The 17,441-nt window shown below is 67.2% G+C and carries 16 protein-coding genes and 2 tRNA genes; 8 read left to right on the top strand and 10 right to left on the bottom strand.

From position 1 onward, the window contains the following. Window positions 1-2 precede the first annotated feature (2 nt). From JN531_RS11310 to JN531_RS11325, 4 genes are read left to right on the top strand one after another with little or no spacing between them, the layout of a single operon-like run. Complete coding sequence (locus JN531_RS11310) at window positions 3-1,304, top strand: flagellar basal body P-ring protein FlgI (RefSeq protein ID WP_228348971.1); 1,302 nt, start codon at window positions 3-5, stop codon at window positions 1,302-1,304. After that, a complete protein-coding gene (flgJ, locus tag JN531_RS11315; RefSeq protein WP_228348972.1) occupies window positions 1,304-2,149 on the top strand; it encodes a flagellar assembly peptidoglycan hydrolase FlgJ in 846 nt (281 codons plus the stop codon). The genes JN531_RS11310 and flgJ overlap by 1 nt, the downstream gene beginning before the upstream one ends. Continuing rightward, a complete protein-coding gene (flgK, locus tag JN531_RS11320; RefSeq protein WP_228348973.1) occupies window positions 2,142-3,473 on the top strand; it encodes a flagellar hook-associated protein FlgK in 1,332 nt (443 codons plus the stop codon). The genes flgJ and flgK overlap by 8 nt, the downstream gene beginning before the upstream one ends. Window positions 3,474-3,475: 2 nt before the next feature. Next, complete coding sequence (locus JN531_RS11325; RefSeq protein ID WP_228348974.1) at window positions 3,476-4,369, top strand: flagellin N-terminal helical domain-containing protein; 894 nt, start codon at window positions 3,476-3,478, stop codon at window positions 4,367-4,369. 89 nt (window positions 4,370-4,458) lie between these two features. Here the strand turns inward: JN531_RS11325 and JN531_RS11330 are convergent, their stop codons facing one another. Next, window positions 4,459-5,712, bottom strand: a complete 1,254-nt coding sequence (locus tag JN531_RS11330) for an NAD(P)/FAD-dependent oxidoreductase (protein WP_228348975.1) — start codon at window positions 5,710-5,712, stop codon at window positions 4,459-4,461. A 119-nt stretch (window positions 5,713-5,831) separates the two neighbouring features. Between JN531_RS11330 and JN531_RS11335 the strand changes: the two genes are divergently transcribed. Genes JN531_RS11335 through JN531_RS11345 form a run of 3 tightly spaced genes read left to right on the top strand, consistent with a single transcriptional unit; the run spans window position 5,832 to window position 8,764 of the window. Beyond that, window positions 5,832-6,527, top strand: coding sequence for an MBL fold metallo-hydrolase (locus JN531_RS11335; protein ID WP_228348976.1), 696 nt, complete (start codon window positions 5,832-5,834; stop codon window positions 6,525-6,527). Between the two features lie 8 nt (window positions 6,528-6,535). Beyond that, on the top strand, window positions 6,536-8,275 hold the full coding sequence (locus JN531_RS11340) for a SulP family inorganic anion transporter (RefSeq protein WP_228348977.1): 1,740 nt from the start codon (window positions 6,536-6,538) through the stop codon (window positions 8,273-8,275). 39 nt (window positions 8,276-8,314) lie between these two features. After that, on the top strand, window positions 8,315-8,764 hold the full coding sequence (locus JN531_RS11345; RefSeq protein WP_228348978.1) for a protein tyrosine phosphatase family protein: 450 nt from the start codon (window positions 8,315-8,317) through the stop codon (window positions 8,762-8,764). Window positions 8,765-8,795: 31 nt separating this feature from the next. Here the strand turns inward: JN531_RS11345 and JN531_RS11350 are convergent. The 9 genes from JN531_RS11350 to JN531_RS11390 all read right to left on the bottom strand — a co-directional run bounded on the left by JN531_RS11350 (window position 8,796) and on the right by JN531_RS11390 (window position 15,988). After that, window positions 8,796-8,872: transfer RNA gene (locus JN531_RS11350), tRNA-Met, on the bottom strand. A gap of 74 nt (window positions 8,873-8,946) precedes the next feature. Continuing rightward, window positions 8,947-10,041: a redox-regulated ATPase YchF gene (ychF, locus tag JN531_RS11355; RefSeq protein WP_228348979.1), complete on the bottom strand. Its 1,095-nt coding sequence runs from the start codon at window positions 10,039-10,041 to the stop codon at window positions 8,947-8,949. A gap of 45 nt (window positions 10,042-10,086) precedes the next feature. Further along, a complete protein-coding gene (gene pth, locus JN531_RS11360) occupies window positions 10,087-10,695 on the bottom strand; it encodes an aminoacyl-tRNA hydrolase (RefSeq protein ID WP_228348980.1) in 609 nt (202 codons plus the stop codon). Window positions 10,696-10,781: 86 nt separating this feature from the next. Continuing rightward, complete coding sequence (locus tag JN531_RS11365) at window positions 10,782-11,432, bottom strand: 50S ribosomal protein L25/general stress protein Ctc (RefSeq protein ID WP_228348981.1); 651 nt, start codon at window positions 11,430-11,432, stop codon at window positions 10,782-10,784. Window positions 11,433-11,580: 148 nt separating this feature from the next. Then, complete coding sequence (locus tag JN531_RS11370; RefSeq protein WP_228348982.1) at window positions 11,581-12,534, bottom strand: ribose-phosphate diphosphokinase; 954 nt, start codon at window positions 12,532-12,534, stop codon at window positions 11,581-11,583. Window positions 12,535-12,653: 119 nt separating this feature from the next. Then, a tRNA-Gln gene (locus JN531_RS11375) sits at window positions 12,654-12,728 on the bottom strand. A gap of 4 nt (window positions 12,729-12,732) precedes the next feature. Continuing rightward, window positions 12,733-13,596 carry a 4-(cytidine 5'-diphospho)-2-C-methyl-D-erythritol kinase gene (gene ispE / locus JN531_RS11380; protein ID WP_228348983.1) on the bottom strand — a complete coding sequence of 288 codons (864 nt, stop codon included), beginning with the start codon at window positions 13,594-13,596 and terminating at the stop codon, window positions 12,733-12,735. A gap of 14 nt (window positions 13,597-13,610) precedes the next feature. Continuing rightward, complete coding sequence (gene lolB / locus JN531_RS11385; protein ID WP_228348984.1) at window positions 13,611-14,213, bottom strand: lipoprotein insertase outer membrane protein LolB; 603 nt, start codon at window positions 14,211-14,213, stop codon at window positions 13,611-13,613. After that, a complete protein-coding gene (locus JN531_RS11390) occupies window positions 14,210-15,988 on the bottom strand; it encodes a tetratricopeptide repeat protein (protein ID WP_228348985.1) in 1,779 nt (592 codons plus the stop codon). Before JN531_RS11390 ends, lolB begins: the two co-directional genes overlap by 4 nt. A gap of 174 nt (window positions 15,989-16,162) precedes the next feature. On the opposite strand from JN531_RS11390, the gene hemA reads away from it, so the two are divergent. Further along, entirely contained in the window at window positions 16,163-17,428 is a 1,266-nt protein-coding gene (gene hemA / locus JN531_RS11395) for a glutamyl-tRNA reductase (protein WP_228348986.1), read from the top strand. The last annotated feature ends 13 nt before the right edge of the window (window positions 17,429-17,441 follow it).

Genomic DNA, 17,441 nt, shown 5'->3' on the forward strand with positions numbered 1-17,441 from the left:
GGATGAACGACACACGGCATTCCGGCACCGAGGGTGGCACCACGGCTTCGTCGCCGTGTCTGCTGCGGTTGGTCGTCTCGAACGGCGCCCGGGTGCCGTCGACCGTCACCCGGATGCCGCCACCTCCCCACTCGCCGTCGGAACAGGTGCCCCTACCGGCGACGGTCCGGTTGCGGTCGCCGCCGTTGCCGGTGGCACGCGCGTTCTTCATCGCGGCACTGGTGCTGCTGGCGCTGCTGTCGCTGGCGCAGACCGCACACGCCGAGCGCATCAAGGACATCGCCAGCCTCGCCGGCGTGCGCAGCAACGCGCTGATGGGTTACGGCCTGGTGGTGGGGCTGGATGGCTCCGGCGACCAGACCTCGCAGGCCCCCTTCACCACCCAGGCGCTGCGCAATCTGCTGACGCAGTTGGGCGTCACGATTCCGACGTCGGTCAATCCGCAGCTGAAGAATGCCGCGGCGGTGATGGTGCAGGCGGAGTTGCCGCCATTTTCGCGGCCGGGTCAATTGATTGATGTCACCGTGGCGTCGGTCGGCAATGCTGGCTCGCTGCGCGGTGGGGCACTGTTGATGACGGCCCTGAAGGGCGCCGATGGCCAGGTCTACGCCATCGCCCAGGGCAACCTGGTGGTGGGGGGCTTCGGCGTCGAAGGCAGCGATGGTTCGCGGGTGTCGCTCAACGTGCCCTCTGCGGGTCGGATTCCCAACGGGGCCAGTGTCGAACGTCCGGCACCGGCCGCGTTTGACCCATCCGGCCGGCTCGCCCTGCAACTGCATACGGCCGATTTCACCACTGCCGCGCGGGTCGCCGAGACCGTCAACGCGGTCTACGGCGAGGGCACGGCACAGGCTGAGGACGGTGTCACCATCCACATCCGCGCGCCGCATCCCGCCCAGCGCGTCGCGTTTCTGTCCGAGCTGGAAGTGCTGGAGGTTGATCCCGGCCGGGCGCCGGCGCGGGTGGTGGTCAACTCGCGCACCGGCACCATTGTCATCGGTGAATCGGTACGGGTGCGGCCGGCGGCGGTCGCCCACGGTTCGCTGTCGGTCACCATTGCCGAGCAGTTCCAGATCAGTCAGCCGGCACCGTTTTCCGACGGCGAGACGGTGGTGGTGCCGGATTCCCGGATCGCCGTCGAGCAGCAGGGCGACGGCCGCATGTTCCTGTTCGATGCCGGGGTCACCCTGGCCGAGATCGTGCAGGCGGTGAATCAGGTCGGGGCGGCCCCCGGCGATCTCATTGCCATCCTCGAAGCCCTGAAGCAGGCGGGTGCCTTGCGCGCCGAGCTGGTGGTCATCTGATGAACCCGCTGGATGCCCTGTCCGGCAACCTCACCGCACTGCGGCAGGAGGTCCGTGCGGCGGTCCCGGAGGCGGCCCGTGAAGTGGCGCGCCAGTTCGAAAGCCTGTTCGCCCAGCAACTGCTGGCTGGCATGCGCAGCACCGCCAAGGTGCCGGGCAGCGGGGTCAGCGACGCCGGCGCCTATCAGTCCTTGTTCGACCAGCAAATGGCCGGACTGATGACCCGCGGCAAGGGGCTGGGGCTGGCTGAACAGCTGGTGCAGCAGTGGCAGCGCCAGGGGGTCGTACCGGATCTGGCCACGGCACCGGCAGCGGTGCTGCCGACCATGCGTCCGCCGGCATCGCCGGTGACATCGGCACCCGCCGCCACACGGTCCCTCGGCGACCGCATCACCGATTTCGTCGAGCGGCTGGCGCCACTGGCGCGTGACGCTGCCCGCACGCTCGGCGTGGCACCGCAGGCGATTCTGGCGCAGGCCGCGCTGGAGACCGGATTCGGTCGGCATCAGCCGGGCGGCACGTCCCACAACCTGTTCGGCATCAAGGCCGGCGGGCGCTGGCAGGGAGCGGCCGTCACGGCCACCACCACGGAAGTCCGGCAGGGCATCAGCCGTCGGGAAAGCGCCGAATTCCGGCGCTACGACAGCGCCGCCGACAGCGTCCGCGACTATGTGTCGCTGCTACAACAACCCCGCTATGCCGCGGCGCGGGATACCGGTCACGATATCGCCCGGTTTGCACAAGCGCTGCAGGATGCCGGCTACGCCACCGATCCACGCTATGCCGAGAAGCTGACCCGGCTGGCAGCACACCCCGCCATCGCCGGAGTGACCGACCATGAGTGATCTCCTGCGTATCGGCAGCACCGCGCTGCAGGCCTACAGCACCGCGCTGGCCACCACCAGCCACAACGTGGCCAATGCCGGCACTGCGGGCTACAGCCGGCAGCGCGTTGAACTCAGTACCCAACCGACCACCGGTCGTATCGGCAATGGCGTGCAACCGGCGCAGATCCGGCGGCTGACCGACACCTGGCTACAGTCGCGGCTCACGGATGACGGCGCCGCCGCCAGCCGTCACGGTGCGGCACGTGACCTGCTGATCCGGGCCGACACGTTGCTGTCAGACCCGACCGCCGGCCTTGCGGCTCCGCTCAACGCCCTCAACAGTGCGACGCAAGCATTGATGGCCGACCCCGCGTCGCTGTCGGCACGGCAGACGCTGCTGGCGCAGGCTGAAGGCGTGGCCGATCGGTTCTCGCAACTGGACCAGGGCCTGGTGGCAATGGACCGGGAAATCGACGGGCGGATGCGCGAAAGCGTGCAGACCGCCAACCAATGGATCGACCGCATCGACAGTCTCAACCGCAGCATCAGCCTCGCCGCGCCGGGCAATGGCGGCCAGCCGCCAGCCGACCTGCTGGATCAACGTGATGAAGCGGTACGCCAGCTCGCAAGCCAGATCGGTGTCCGCACGGTGACCCAGGACAGCGGCAACCTGGCGGTCTTTCTCGAAGACGGCCAGCCGCTGGTGCTGGACGGCCAGGCACGGCATCTGACGCTGGAGCCCACCACCGCCAGCGGCCGTTTCCAGATTCGGCTTGAGGGCACCGGCGGCAGTGTGCCGGTGGGACGACCCGCCGGCGGCGCACTGGCCGGCCTGCTCGATGCCCGGGCCCAGGCCGTCGACAGTCCGCGTGCAGCGTTGCAGGCACTGGCCACCGATATCGCCGATGCCTACAACACCGCGCAGGCCGGCGGCCGTGATCTTGATGGCAATGCCGGCACGGCGCTGTTTACCACGCCGCCGTTGGCGCGGGCGGTGGATGATCCGCGGGCCCTCGCGCTCGCAGGCCCGCCGCCCGCCGGGCTTGCCGACAACGCCGCCTGGGCCACCGTCAACGCCTGGTCCGGGGCGCCGTTGGCCAGCCGCGCCGGCGAGGTGGTGGGCACCCTGGGGCTGGCCGCACAGCAGGCCGATGCCCGCGCCAGCGCCGCCGATGCGCTGGCGACCCAGTCGCGTGATGCGCTGGGATCGGTGGCGGGTGTCAACCTCGACGAAGAAGCGGCTGACCTGCTGCGCTACCAGCAGGCCTATCAGGCAGCGGCGCAGATGATCGCGACCGCCGACACCGTGTTTCAGACCCTGCTCAACGCGGTCCGGAGATAGCCATGCGCGTATCCAGTGAAACCCTGTTCCGCAGTGCCACCGGCGCCATGCAAGGGCACAACGGCACGCTGGTTCAGCTTCAGGAACAGATCGGCAGTGGCCGCCGCTTTCACCATGCACACGAGGCACCCGCTGCTGCGGCCTCGGTGATGGAATGGGAGGCTGCGCAGGCGCGCATTGCCGCGCAGGCAGGGGCCGCGGACCGGGTGCAGCATCGGCTCGGCATGACCGAAGCCGCTCTCGACGATGCCCAGGTGATGATCGACCGGGTGCGCGAGCAACTGCTGTCAGGCCGTTCAGACACCCGTAGCGACAGCGATCGGATTTTGCTCGCAGACGAAGTGGCCGGGCTTGCCCGCGACTGGCTGCAACTCGCCAACCGCGACAATGGCAGTGGTGAAGCCCTGTTTGCCGGCACTGGCCTGGGGGCCGCGTTCGATGCCAACGGAGGCTACCTGGGCAGCACCGTGGCGCGTCAGGTCGAGGTCGCCGACGGCCAGCAGCTGCCGGACGGCCTGACCGGTGATCGTGTTTTCGGTGATGCCGGCGGGCAGGACAGTTTCGCTTGGCTGGCGGCGGCGGAAGCCGCCTTGCGGGACGCCGACCCGGCCACCCGCCATGCCGCGCTCGATGCTGCCCTCGCGGGCATCGACGCCGTCGCCGAGAACCTCAGCCGCGCCCGCACCGATACCGGCAACCGGCTCAACGCGCTCGACCGCGCCGCCACCTGGCGGGAAGGCGCCGACGCCCAGCTCAGCCTGGCCCTGTCGCGGCTCCGCGACACCGACCTGATTGACGCCGCCACCCAGCTCGCCCAGACCAGCGCCCAACAAAGCGCCGCCCAGACCGCCTACCTGCAGATTTCCAGCCTGTCGCTGTTCGACCGCCTGCGCTGACGCAAGCGGCTACGACATGGTGTTGTCCCGCTCGCTGAAGTGCCTGGCCCATTCGGTGTCCAGCGGCTAGACAGGCGCCTTACCGGGGTTCAGGGAACGAAAGCGGGCAGGGGTTCTGGAAAGCGCCGGGCGCGGTGCCAGTCGGGCCCGAGATGGCCGCCCACCATGCGCCAGTAGAGGTGGGGCAGGTAGTACTTCTTCAGCCACCAGTAGCTGCGCCGCGGCACTCTGGGATCCAGGGGAAAGCTGGGTGTGATGGCGCCGTCATAGGCAAACTCCGCCAGCATGATGCGGCCTTTCGAAGTGGTCAGCGGGCATGAGGCGTAGCCGTCGTAGCGGCGCTCGGTGCCCCGTCCGTCAAGTTGTCGCAGCAGGTTGGCCACCAGCACCGGCGCCTGGGCACGGACCGCCGCTGCGGTCTTGCTGTTGGGGGTGGTGGTGCAGTCGCCGAGGCCGAACACGGTGTCGAAGCGGCTGTGCCGCAGGCTGTGCCGGTCGACACTCACCCAGCCGCTATCGTCCGCCAACGCTGAGCGCTTGATGACGTCCGGTGCCGACTGCGGCGGGACCACGTGCAAGAGATCGAAGGGGTGAGTCTGCTGGGCGGTGTTGCCATCGGTGGTCACCTCGAAGGTGGCCTGGCGTGCCGGACCGTCGACCGCGATCAGGCGGTGCCCGAAATGCGGGGTGATGCCGTAGTCGGCGACCACCCGATCGAGCGCCTTGGCGTAGAACGGCACACCGAACATCGCCGGCCCCGGTGTGAAGAAGTGCGCATGGACTGCCTGTCCGCGGCGGCGGCAGTGATCGGCCGCCATATACAGAATCTTTTGCGGTGCCCCGGCGCACTTGATGGGCATGGGCGGCTGGGTGAACAGGGCCTGGGCATCCCGGGGCAATCGTTGCAGGGTCTGCCAGGTGTAGGGCGCCAGGTCATAGCGGTAGTTGCTGCAGACGCCGTTGGCGCCGAGGGTGTCGGTCAGGCCCTCGATGCGGTCCCAGTCCAGCTGCAGGCCCAGTGCCGTGACCAGAAAGCGGTAGCCGATGCGGCGACCATCCTCGAGGACGACGACCTGGTGTTCGGGTTCAAAGGCGGTGACGCGGGCCTGCAGCCAGGAGACGCCTCTTGGGATCACGGCCGCCATCGGGCGGCGGGTGGCCTCGGGGCGGAACTCACCGGCACCAACCAGGGTCCAGGCGGGCTGGTAGCAGTGGTACTCGGCGGGGTCGATCAGGGCGATGTCGAGGTCGGGACGTGCCTGCTTCAGCAGCGAGGCGACCGTCAGGCCGCCGGCACCGGCCCCGACAATAACGACGACATGGCGGTGGGCGGGCAGATTCATGCGGGTTCTCCGGCAGCAGTAGGCTTGAAAGCAAAGGGACGGCGGCGTAATATCGTTTATAGAATATCTATATTCCATAAAGAAATAAACGACCCCGTTCACCGCCTTGGAGCATTGCCGTGATTTTCCGCCAGTTTTTCGATGCCGAATCCAGCACCTACACCTATCTGATGGCGTCGGGCCAGGGACGTGAGGCGGTCATCATTGACCCGGTCCGCGAGCAGCTGGAGCACTATCTGGCCGCAGTGACGGCGCTCGAGCTGAAACTGGTCAAGGCGATCGATACCCACACCCACGCCGATCACATCACCGCCCTCGGTGCCCTGAGGGACCGTACCGGTTGCGTCACCCTGATGGGCGAGTTCACCAAGGCCGAGTGCGTGTCGATGTCGGTGCGCGAGGGTGAGCGGATCGATATCGATGGCGTGCAGCTGAAGGCGCTGTACACGCCGGGCCATACCGACGAGTCCTTCAGTTTCGTGTTGCGGCCGGAACGGCCCGCAGCCGTGTTCACCGGCGATGTCCTGTTGATCCGCGGTACCGGTCGCACCGATTTCCAGGGCGGCGATCCGCACAAGAGCTGGGATTCGATCGTCAACACCCTGTTCCGCCTGCCAGATGACACCTTGGTGTATCCGGCCCATGACTACAAGGGCTGGACCGCCTCCAGCATCGGCGAGGAAAAGCGCCACAACCCGCGCCTGGCGGGCAAGGACGAGGCGGCCTATGTCGACATCATGCGCAACCTCAATCTGGCCAATCCGAAACTGATGGATGTTGCGGTGCCGGCCAATCTCGCCTGCGGCAAGACCTGAGCTGCCGCATGAACCTGCGCCGTCACCTGCCGCTGTTGGCGGACCTGCGAGGCATGGGGGCGGCGCAGGTGATGCAGGATCTGGTTGCCGGCACCATTACCGCGATCCTGCTCATCCCCCAGGCCCTGGCCTATGCCTTGCTGGCCGGGTTGCCGCCCGAGGTGGGCCTGTATGCCAGCGTGCTGCCACCGGTGCTGTATGCGCTCACGGGCAGCAGCCGGACCTTGTCGCTGGGGCCGGTGGCCGTCGCGGCGGTGATGGTGGCGGCAGCGCTGACGCCGTTTGCGGGCGGAGACCCTCAGCGCTATCTCGGTGGCGCGCTGATGTTGTCGGCGATGGTGGGGGCGATGCTGCTGGTCATGGGGGTCCTGCGACTGGGTTGGTTGACGCACTTCATCAGCCACCCGGTGCTGTCGGGCTTCACCACCGGTGCGGCGATCTTCATCGTCGGCACCCAGTTGGCGGCACTCACCGGCATTCCGGTGCCGCGCGATGTCGATTTCGTAGGAAGTCTGCAGGCGCTGGCGGCCGGCCTGACGACCCTCAACCCGGTGACTGTCAGCTTCGGTCTCACCGCCGTCGGTGCGCTGTTGCTGGCGCGTGCGCCGCTGTTGCGATTGTTGCAATCAATGGGGCTGTCGGCATCGCAGGCCGCCGTGGTCAGTCGCGCCGCGCCACTGTTGTTGGTGGTCGTCGGGGTGGCGCTGTCGGTCGTGACAGCCGCCGCTGCCCGGCACGGCGTTGCGGTGGTTGGCGTCATTCCCCAGGGGCTGCCGGTGCCATCGCTCGCCTTTCTGCATGCCGAGGGTTGGCGGGCGCTGCTGCCGTCGGCGGCGCTGATCGCGCTGATCGGCTATGTCGAGAGCATCTCGGTCGCACGCACGCTGGCGTTCCGGCGGCGTCAGCGCATCGACCCCGATCAGGAACTGCGGGCGCTGGGGATCAGCAACCTCGGCAGTGCGGTGGCCGGGGCCATGCCGGTGGCCGGCGGCTTTTCGCGGTCCATGGTCAACTTCGAAGCGGGCGCGCAGACCCAGCTGGCCGCCGTGATCACCGCGCTCTGGGTGGCGCTGGCGGCGTTCGGCTTTACCGGGCTGCTGGCGCCGCTGCCGAAAGCGGTGCTGGCCGCCATCATCGTGGTGGCGGTGTGGCAGTTGATCGATCTGCGATCCTTGCGGCATACCTTCCGCTTCAGCCGCGCCGACGGCGCCGCTCAGGCGGCGACATTGCTGGGGGTGCTGGCGTTCGGCATCGAGGCCGGCCTGATGATCGGTGTGGTGATGGCGCTGACGGCCTTTCTCTATCGCACCAGTCGCCCGCATGTGGCCACGGTGGGGCGCATCCCCGGCACCGAGCACTTCCGCAACGTGCACCGTCACGTCGTGGAGACCTGGCCGGCGCTGCTGCTGATCCGCATTGACGAACACCTGTACTTTGCCAACACGCCGCGCCTGGAGACGGAACTGCAGCAGCGGGTAGTGGATCAGGCAGGTGTTGAAGACGTGGTGCTGGTGCTGTCCGGTGTCGGCTTCATCGACGCCAGTGGCCTCGAAATGCTGGACAGCTTCGAGGCGGCATTGCGTAGTGCCGGCCAGCGCCTGCATCTGGCTGAGGTGAAAGGGCCGGTGATGGACCAGCTCCGCGCTACCACGCTGCTGCAGCGCCTGGGGCCGGACCGCCTGCACCTGTCGGCGGAGGCTGCGGTTCGTGCCTGCCGGCCGGTCGATGCGCCACGGACCGTCAGCTGACGCTACCATCCGTATCTCACCCGAAACGATAGGCTCCCCATGAATCCGACGCTGCCACCGCTGCCAATGATGGGACGCCCGCTGCCCAATGTGATCACCGCAGGCCAGCCTTCGCCCGAGGACTTCCAGGCGCTCAAGGCCGCCGGTGTGACCCATGTCATCAATCTGCGGCCAGCCACAGAAGATGCCGGCTTCGATCAGGCTGCGCTGATGCAGAAACTGGGGCTGGACTATATGGTGATTCCGGTGGCCGGCGCCGATGACCTCAATGCCGACACCGCGCGCGCGCTCGATGCGGCGATGGCCAAGGCCGGCGAAACCCCGGTACTGGTGCACTGTGCCAGTGCCAACCGGGTCGGCGCGTTGCTGGCGCTGCGCGCTGCGTGGCTAATGGGCACGCCGGTGGATCAGGCGCTGGCGCTGGGACGGGCAGGCGGGCTGACCCGCATGGAGCCGATGGTGGCGCAGCTGCTGCAGCGAGGGCCCTGAATCCGAGCCCGGTGGCCGTGGCAAACGCGAATGGTGGTGATGGGCGGAATCGAACCGCCGACCTAGGGGTTATGAATCCCTCGCTCTAACCGACTGAGCTACATCACCATGTGCCGCGTGCGGGGGCGCGATTCTAATGAAAGCCGCTGCTGGCGTCGAGTGTGGGGCGCCAGCAGCCGCCCTCAAACGTTGAAGCGGAAGTGCATGACGTCGCCTTCCTTGACGATGTAGTCCTTGCCTTCCAGGCGCAGGCGACCGGCTTCCTTGGCGCCACTTTCGCCTCGGTACTGGATGAAATCGTCATAACCGATGACCTCGGCCTTGATGAAGCCGCGTTCGAAATCGGTATGGATCACGCCGGCGGCCTGGGGCCCGGTCGCACCGACTTTGACCGTCCAGGCGCGCACTTCCTGCACGCCGGCGGTGAAGTAGGTCTGCAGGCCGAGCAGGCTGTAAGCACCCCGAATAACGCGGTTCAGCCCCGGCTCTTCCAGGCCTAGCTCAGCGAGAAATTCGGCCTTGTCGGTATCGTCGAGCTGCGCAATCTCGGCCTCGATGGCGGCGCATACCGGCACCACCTGGGCATTCTCGGCGGCCGCGTAGGCTTTCACTCGGTCCAGCAATTCGTTGCCGTTGGCGAGCCCGGCCTCGTCGACATTGGCGATGTAGAGCGCCGGTTTGGCGGTGATCAGGTGGTAGTCGCGCAGCTGCAGTCGGTCATCGGCGCTGAGCTCGAGGGCGCGTACGGCGAGACCCTGATCGAGATGCGCCTGCACCCGCGTCAGCAGTTCGACCTTGGCAACGGCGTCCTTGTTGCCCGACTTGGCGCCCTTGGCCGCCCGATCGAGTGCCTTGGTGACCGCGTCAAGGTCGGCCAGTGCCAGTTCGGTGTTGATGATTTCGATATCGCGGACCGGGTCGACCCCGCCAGCGACATGGATGACGTCATCATCAACAAAGCAGCGGGTGACATGGGCAATCGCATCCGTTTCGCGGATGTGCGCCAGGAACTGGTTGCCAAGACCCTCGCCCTTGCTGGCGCCGGCAACCAGACCGGCGATATCGACGAACTCCACGGTGGCACCGAGAATGCGCTGAGGGCGCACGATTTCCGCCAACGCGTCGAGTCGCGGATCAGGTACGGCAACGACGCCGACATTCGGGTCGATGGTGCAGAACGGGTAGTTTTCTGCTGCGATCTGCGCCTTGGTCAAGGCATTGAACAGGGTGGACTTGCCTACGTTGGGAAGACCGACGATGCCGCACTTGATGCCCATTGAACGCTCGTATTGGCTGATGCGTGAGTGGTGATGGAGATGCCGTCAGGCTGAGCCTGCGGCACTGTCCCGGTTATGTTTTTCAGTATGCAACTGCTGCAGGGCCTTGTCCCACGAACCCCGCAGCCAGGTGTCGGTGGCATCGGCTGCGCGACCGAGACCATCGAGGATGGCGGTTTCGTCGTCGCGCGAGGGTCGTCCGAGCACGTAGTTCAGTACCATCGCCTTGTCGCCCGGGTGGCCGATGCCGATACGCAGGCGCCGGTAGCCGGAACCGATCTGGCCATGCAGGTCACGCAGCCCGTTGTGACCACCGTGGCCTCCGCCCAACTTCAGGCGCATGGTGCCGGCGGCGAGGTCCAGTTCATCATGTGCCACCAGTACGTCATCGGGTGCGATCTTGTAGAACTGGCACAGCGCCTGAGCCGCCCGTCCGCTGCGGTTCATGAAGGTGGTTGGCTTCAACAGCAGGATATCCTGCCCACCGATGCGCGCGCGCCCGAACAGGCCGTGAAACTTGCTCTCGGCGCGCAACGGGACGCCGGCGCGATCGGCGAGGCGGTCGACGAACCAGAAGCCGGCATTGTGTCGCGTAGCTTCATATTCGCTGCCGGGGTTCCCCAGCCCGATGATGGCGATCTTGTGGTCTGCCATGCCGCTAAGTTCCGTGTCCCTGTTCAACAAAAAACCCGTCCGCGCGCGACAGCGAACGGACGGGTTCTGACCCTGCGAGGGTCGGACTAGTCCTTCTTCTCTTCGCCTTCAGCGGCGTCGTCGCCCTCGGCGTCACCCTCTTCACTGTCACCCGCACCAGCCTTGGTGAGGTGGCAGGAAGCGACGGTGATGTCGGCGCCGTGCTTGAGTTCGATCAAGCTCACGCCGGCTGGCAGGTTGAGGTTCGACAGGTGCACGACGTCCCCCAGTTTCATCGCCGACAGGTCGACTTCGATGAACTCCGGCAGATTCGCGGGCAGACACTCGACTTCCACTTCATTCTGGTGATGCTCGATCATGCCGCCGCCAAGCTTCACGCCCGGGGCAGTAGCATCACCCTTGAAGTGCAGCGGGACGGTCTTGCGCAGCAGCTGGTCGGCGACCACGCGCTGGAAGTCGGCGTGCAGAATGGTTTCGTCGCGCACCGGATGGCGCTGCAGTGCTTTCAGCACGGCCTGCTGCTCAACGCCGTCCACCTTGACCGTCAGGATGTGTGAGTAGAACGCTTCGACGCGCAGTTGCTTCATCAGCTCGTTCTGGCTGACCTGGATGTTCTGCGGCGCATCGTTGCCGCCATAGATGATGGCCGGCACCTTGCCCTCGCGACGCAGACGGCGGCTCGCACCCGTTCCCTGCAACGCGCGGACTTCTGCTTCAACTACAAAGGTTTGTGTCATGGAGTGACCCCGATAATGTCATTAAGAAACCCCGCGAGGTCCGCGACCAGACCGCGCGAGGGGCGCAGATTGTAGCGGAAGGGGGGGAAGCGGGCGAGTGGGGGCGGCGTCGGGCCCCGGACGCGGTCGTGATCGCCGGGGTGTCGGGTCAGTCGACGTAGAGCGAGGACACCGATTCTTCCGCCGACACGCGGCGGATGGTTTCGGCCAACAGGGAGCCGATGGAAAGCTGGCGGATCTTCGGGCAGGCCGCCGCCGCCGGGTTCAGCGGGATGGTGTCGGTGACCACCAGCTGATCCAGTTCGGAGTGGGTGATGTTGGTGATGGCCGGGCCCGACAGGATCGGGTGGGTGACATAGGCCACCACCCGGATGGCGCCGTGCTCCTTGAGCGCGGCCGCCGCCTTGCAGAGGGTGCCGGCGGTGTCGGCCATGTCGTCGACCAGCACGCAACTACGGCCGTTGACGTCGCCGATGATGTTCATCACCCGTGACTCGTTGGCCCGTGGGCGGCGCTTGTCGATGATGGCGAGGTCGGCGTCATCCAGCCGTTTTGCCACTGCCCGCGCGCGCACCACGCCGCCGACGTCCGGCGAGACGACGATGAGGTTCTCGTACTTTTGCCGCCAGATGTCGCCGAGCAACACCGGACTGGCGTAGACGTTGTCGACCGGAATGTCGAAGAAGCCCTGGATCTGGTCAGCGTGTAGGTCCACCGTCAGCACCCGGTCGGCGCCGCATTCGCCGAGCATGTCGGCGACCACCTTGGCCGAGATCGGCACCCGGCTGGAACGCGGCCGACGGTCCTGGCGGGCGTAGCCGAAGTAGGGAATGACCGCGCAGATGCGGCCAGCCGAGGCGCGCTTCAGCGCATCGAGCATCATCAGCAATTCAACGATGTTGTCGTTGGTGGGTGCGCAGGTGGGCTGAATCACGAAGACGTCGCGACCGCGCACGTTCTCGAGAATCTCGACCTGAACCTCACCATCGGAGAAGCGGCCGACGACCGCCTGCCCCAGGGGGATCTTGAGATAGTTGGCGATGTCTTTGGCGAGCTTGGGGTTCGCGTTGCCGGAGAACAACGTCAACTTGGATTCGGCCATGGGTATGCGTCGGTTGGCGGTAGCGATGGGCGGTTATCGGCGCAGTGCCGGTGAGGGGCGCAAACGTTCGTTGGTGCCGCGGGGTGCCGCAAAGTCGGTGCCGCTGGGTACCGCAAAACTGGCTGGGGCGGATGGATTCGAACCACCGAATGGCGGGATCAAAACCCGCTGCCTTACCACTTGGCTACGCCCCATCATTCAAAGCCCGCGCATTATAGCGGCGAGTGGTGATCGGTTCAGCCCGCGCACCACCGTCGGTCGCCAGGCCGGGTCGGCCTGTGCCGCCAGCGTCTCGGCCGCGGCGCGGTTTTCCGCTTCGAGAAAGACGCAGGCGCCGGTGCCGGACATGCGTGCAGGGCCGAAACGACGCAGCCAGGCCAGCGCTTCGGCCACTGGCGGGAACAGGCGGGTGGTCACCGGTTCGCAGTCGTTGACGCAAATGCCGCTGCTGTAGTCCTCGAACTGCACCCGCGCGTGCGCCCGCTCCAGCGCCGGGTCGGCAAAGACGGTTGCCGTTGCCACCGTCACCGGTGGCAGCAGCAGCAGGTACCAGGGTTCCGGTAGGTCGATCGGACTCAGGCGTTCGCCGATCCCCTCGGCCCAGGCGGCATGACCGCGCACGAAGACCGGGATGTCGGCCCCCAGCGGTAGACCGATGTCGGCCAGTTCGTCGGCCGGAAAGCCGAGGTTCCATAAGCGGTTGAGCGCGATCAGGGTGGTGGCGGCATTGCTCGACCCGCCACCGAGCCCGGCGCCCACCGGGATGCGCTTGTCCAGTTCGATGTCGACGCCGATCGGCGCTCCGCTGACCGCGGCCAGCCGGCGCGCGGCGCGCACGATCAGGTTGTCATCATGATTAATGTCGGCGAGCGGGGTCTGCAGGGTGATCTGCCCGTCGCCACGCTGGTGGAAACGCAGGTGATCGACCAGATCGACGAACTGAAACAGCGTCTGCAGTGTGTGATAGCCGTCTTCGCGGCGCCCGGTGACATGCAGGAACAGGTTGATCTTGGCCGGTGCAGGCCAGGCGAAACCGGCGGAAAAGGGAGCGTCGTTGGGCATGGGGGTGTTGCCGGCTACGGCTGTTGCCAGCGGTCGGCCAGCAAAGTGAGCGTGGTGGTGTCCTGGATCATCCGCAGGCGCGCCGGCAACGCCGGTACGCCGGGGTGGTAGCGGTCGAAGTGAATGTCCCAGCCGTCCTGTTGCAGGCGCAGCAGTCGGCCGGCGGGGTCGAGATCATAGCGTGCCGGCCGGCCCGGACGGGGCAGTCCGCGCGCCCAGTACGGCAGCGCCGCCAGCGGCAGGCGCCATCCCAGGCGGTGTTGCAGGTCGGCTTCCGGTGTTCGACTGTGCCACTCTTCATCGCCGCTCTGGATGTGCACCGCATCCGGGGTGCCGCGCAGTCGCACACTGCCGCTGCCCACCGGCCCGCTGACGAAGACGTCGAAACGGCCACCGGCCGACTGTTGCCAGCGCAGGCGCCCACTCAGCGGCATTCCGCTGGCGGCCAGCCGGCCCTGCAGCAGGAACTGATCGACGCTGCGCAGTGACTGCTGGTGCTGCCACCAGCGCTGCAGAAGTGCTGCATCCGCGGGGGGCGGCGCGGTCGGCCGCGGTGCCTGCAGTGCGCAGCTGGCCAGCAACAGTGTCGCCAGCAGCGTGGCGCACAGCCGGTTCACGGTTGCAGGCGGTTCAGCGTTTCGCGCAGCAGCGGGTGCTGCGGGTCACGTTCCAGCGCGGCGTCCCAGACCGTGCGTGCTGCCTCGCGGTCGCCGAGCATCCACAGCACTTCCCCGAGGTGGGCGGCCACCTCCGGGTCGGGGAACAGGTCGTGGGCACGCTGCAGATAGGGCAGGGCACCGGCGGTATCGCCTTCGCGGAACAGCAACCAGCCCATGCTGTCGATGACCGCCGCATCGTCCGGTGCCAGGGCGATGGCCTGTTCGATCAAGGGACGTGCCTGGGCCAGGGCACCGTGATGCACGATCAGCATGTAGCCGAGCGCGTTGAGCGCGCGGGCATCCTGGGGATCGGCTTCGATCATCTGCTGCAGGTCGGCCTCCGATGCGGCGATTTCGCCCATCTCCTCCAGAAGCAACGAGCGGCCGTAGAGCAGGTCGAGATGGCCGGGGTGCTCTGCCAGTGCGCGGTCATACAGCTGACGCGCGGCCGCCAGACTGCCGGCGGTGACCAGGATGTCGGCCTCGGCCAGATAGAGCCGCACGCTCAGCGGCGGCACGTCGTGTCGCAGGGCCTCCAGCAGGGCGCGCGCTTCGTCGGTCCGGCCCAGGCGGCCCATGACCACCGCGCGGCGGATGGCGGCGTCAAGGCCTGCGGGGCCGCGATTGACGCTGGCATAGAAGGCAAGCGCCTCTTCCCAGCGCGACTCGGACTCGGCCAGACGCCCCAGTTGCAGCGCGGCATCCTGCTTGCGATCGCTGTCAAGTAGCGGTGTCAGGCGCGCACGGGCGGTCTCGGTGTCACCCAGATTCAGTGCCAGCATGCCCAGCAGCAGCGCGGCTTCGGACTGCTCGGGCTGATCCGCCAGCACCTGTTCCAATTGCGCTCGTGCTGGCGTCAGCCGGTTGGCGTCGAGCAGAATCCGGGCGAACGCCAGCCGCAGGTCGCTACGGGTTTCGGTCGGCTGATCGACCAGTTGGGCTTCGACCAGCTCGACGGCTTCGTCGATTCGCCCCTGTCGGACCCAGACGCCGGCCAGCAACAGGGCGTACTCGCGGGCCTCGGGAGCCAGTTCGCGCGCCTGCCGGGCGGCGGTCTCGGCCAGCGACAATCGTTCGAATTGCAGTGCCAGCATGGCCATGGCGTAGTGGGCGCCAGGTTGCTGCGGGTAGTCGCGAAGCAACAGGTCGATCAGGCTGAGGGCGCGGTCCGAGCCGGCTGGCGGCACCCGGGCCAGCAGCAGGCCGAGGTAGCGGAAGCCGTCGTCGATGCCGCCGGCATGTCCCTGCACGATGGCGCGCGCTTGCCGCAATGCCTGCTCGCCGTCACCGTTGATCAGGCTGACCCGCAGGATGACCTCGCGCGGCTCCATCGCGGTGGGCTCCAGCCGCAGCCAATGACCGGCGGCTTCAAGCGCCAGATCCTCATCGTTGGTGGCAAGCGCGAGTTGGGTGGCGCGGGTGGCCAGTTCGACGTCCGGCATCGATCGCAGGGCGGCGATGAAGGAGCGCGCGGCCACCTCCGGCTGGTCGCGGCGCAGGGCCAGCTCGCCGACCAGGACGTGGTACTGCGCCTCGGTCGACCGATTGATCGCCTGCGGACGCGGAGGTGGCGTGGGGCTCGGTAGCGGCTGCGTCACCGAGTCCTGACGTTGTTCCGCCTGCTGCCGTAGCGTTTCGGTGGTGGTGCGCTCGCTGGGGGTCACGGTCGCGCATGCGCTGGCGAGCGCCAGCGGCAGGGTCAGAAGCAAAAGGTGACGCGGGGCAAGAGACATCCGGAACTTCCTGAAAATCAGGCGGGAAGCCTAGCGCAACTGGCCGTCTGAGGCATGAGCGGCGGCGTCATCGGGGCGGAAACCGCTCGGGCCCCGGTGGTGTCCGCTTGTGGCGCGGTGCGCTGTGACCGAAAATCGGCACATGGTCCCACCGGAAGCTGACCGGCCTGCCTTATGGCGTTGATCACGCTCGGCCTGAGCCACCACACCACCCCGATCGCGCTGCGTGAGCGAATGGCCTTTGCCGAGGCTGATCTGCCCGAGGCGCTGGGGCGGTTGCGGGCGCTGGACGGGATCGACGAGGCCGCCATCCTGTCGACCTGCAACCGCACCGAGCTGTTTGCGGTGGCGGCGGCCGAGCATGAAGTGCGCCTGCTGGACTGGTGGCGACACGAGCGCGGGGCCGCGGATGCGCCGTTGGAGACGCACCTCTATTTTCATCGTGATCAGGGCTGTGTCACGCACACCCTCCGGGTCGCATCGGGGCTGGATTCAATGGTCCTCGGCGAGCCGCAGATTCTCGGTCAGATGAAACAGAGTTTTGCGCTGGCCAATGAGGTCGACAGTCTTGGGCCGGTGTTGTCACGGCTGTTCCAGCACGCGTTCGCGGTCGCCAAGCAAGTGCGCAGCCAGACCCAGATCGGCGCCCACCCGGTGTCGGTAGCTTATGCCGCGATCCAGATGGCGCGGCGGATTTTCGACGACCTGCGGACGCAGACCGCGCTGTTGATCGGCGCCGGCGAGATGATCACGCTGGTGGCCCGCTATCTCCAGCAGCAGGGGGTGCAGCGGATTATCGTGGCCAACCGCAGTCTCGAAAGGGCGCAGGCGCTGGCACGGGAGGTCGGGGGTCAGGCGATCGGCCTGGATGCGGTGGTCGGCGCACTGCCGAGCGCCGATCTGGTGGTGTCGTCCACCGCGGCCCGTGGCTTCATCATTGATGCGGCGACCATGCGCCAGGCGGTCCGCAGCCGACGGCGCAAACCGGTGTTCATGATCGACCTGGCGGTACCACGCGATCTTGATCCGGCGATTGCCCGTCTCGAAGACGTCTATCTCTACACCATCGATGATCTGCGCAATGTCATTGCCGAGAACATGAAGCTGCGCGAGGGCGCGGCATTGCAGGCGCAGGCCCTGATCGAGACCCAGTCGCAGGCGTTCTCGCGCTGGTTGGAGTCGCGCGATGCCGGCGACACCATTCGTGCCCTGCGACAGCAGGCGCGGACGCATCGCGACGAAGTGCTGGAGCGGGCACGGCGCAAACTGGCCTCGGGCGAGCCGGTGGAATCGGTCCTCGGCTTTGTCGCCGACACGCTCTCCAACAAGCTGTTGCACCCGCCGGTGTCCCGTCTGCGGCAGGCCGACGCGGTGGAGCAGGCGATGTTGCTCAATACGGTCAGGCGCCTGTTCGATCTCGACGACGAGGACGCCGGCTGACGGTATCCTCCGC

The organism is Flagellatimonas centrodinii, assembly GCF_016918765.2.
GTDB lineage: Bacteria > Pseudomonadota > Gammaproteobacteria > Nevskiales > Nevskiaceae > Polycyclovorans > Polycyclovorans centrodinii.

What these genes read in the sequence shown, in the direction of transcription:
- flgK (WP_228348973.1), top strand. Translation starts at nt 2,142, where the DNA reads ATGAGTGATCTCCTGCGTATCGGCAGCACCGCGCTGCAGGCCTACAGC.
- JN531_RS11370 (WP_228348982.1), bottom strand. Translation starts at nt 12,534, where the DNA reads ATGGCCGAATCCAAGTTGACGTTGTTCTCCGGCAACGCGAACCCCAAG.
- JN531_RS11390 (WP_228348985.1), bottom strand. Translation starts at nt 15,988, where the DNA reads ATGTCTCTTGCCCCGCGTCACCTTTTGCTTCTGACCCTGCCGCTGGCG.
- ispE (WP_228348983.1), bottom strand. Translation starts at nt 13,596, where the DNA reads ATGCCCAACGACGCTCCCTTTTCCGCCGGTTTCGCCTGGCCTGCACCG.
- JN531_RS11365 (WP_228348981.1), bottom strand. Translation starts at nt 11,432, where the DNA reads ATGACACAAACCTTTGTAGTTGAAGCAGAAGTCCGCGCGTTGCAGGGA.
- JN531_RS11345 (WP_228348978.1), top strand. Translation starts at nt 8,315, where the DNA reads ATGAATCCGACGCTGCCACCGCTGCCAATGATGGGACGCCCGCTGCCC.
- ychF (WP_228348979.1), bottom strand. Translation starts at nt 10,041, where the DNA reads ATGGGCATCAAGTGCGGCATCGTCGGTCTTCCCAACGTAGGCAAGTCC.
- JN531_RS11340 (WP_228348977.1), top strand. Translation starts at nt 6,536, where the DNA reads ATGAACCTGCGCCGTCACCTGCCGCTGTTGGCGGACCTGCGAGGCATG.
- JN531_RS11330 (WP_228348975.1), bottom strand. Translation starts at nt 5,712, where the DNA reads ATGAATCTGCCCGCCCACCGCCATGTCGTCGTTATTGTCGGGGCCGGT.
- JN531_RS11325 (WP_228348974.1), top strand. Translation starts at nt 3,476, where the DNA reads ATGCGCGTATCCAGTGAAACCCTGTTCCGCAGTGCCACCGGCGCCATG.
- flgJ (WP_228348972.1), top strand. Translation starts at nt 1,304, where the DNA reads ATGAACCCGCTGGATGCCCTGTCCGGCAACCTCACCGCACTGCGGCAG.
- hemA (WP_228348986.1), top strand. Translation starts at nt 16,163, where the DNA reads ATGGCGTTGATCACGCTCGGCCTGAGCCACCACACCACCCCGATCGCG.
- JN531_RS11310 (WP_228348971.1), top strand. Translation starts at nt 3, where the DNA reads ATGAACGACACACGGCATTCCGGCACCGAGGGTGGCACCACGGCTTCG.
- pth (WP_228348980.1), bottom strand. Translation starts at nt 10,695, where the DNA reads ATGGCAGACCACAAGATCGCCATCATCGGGCTGGGGAACCCCGGCAGC.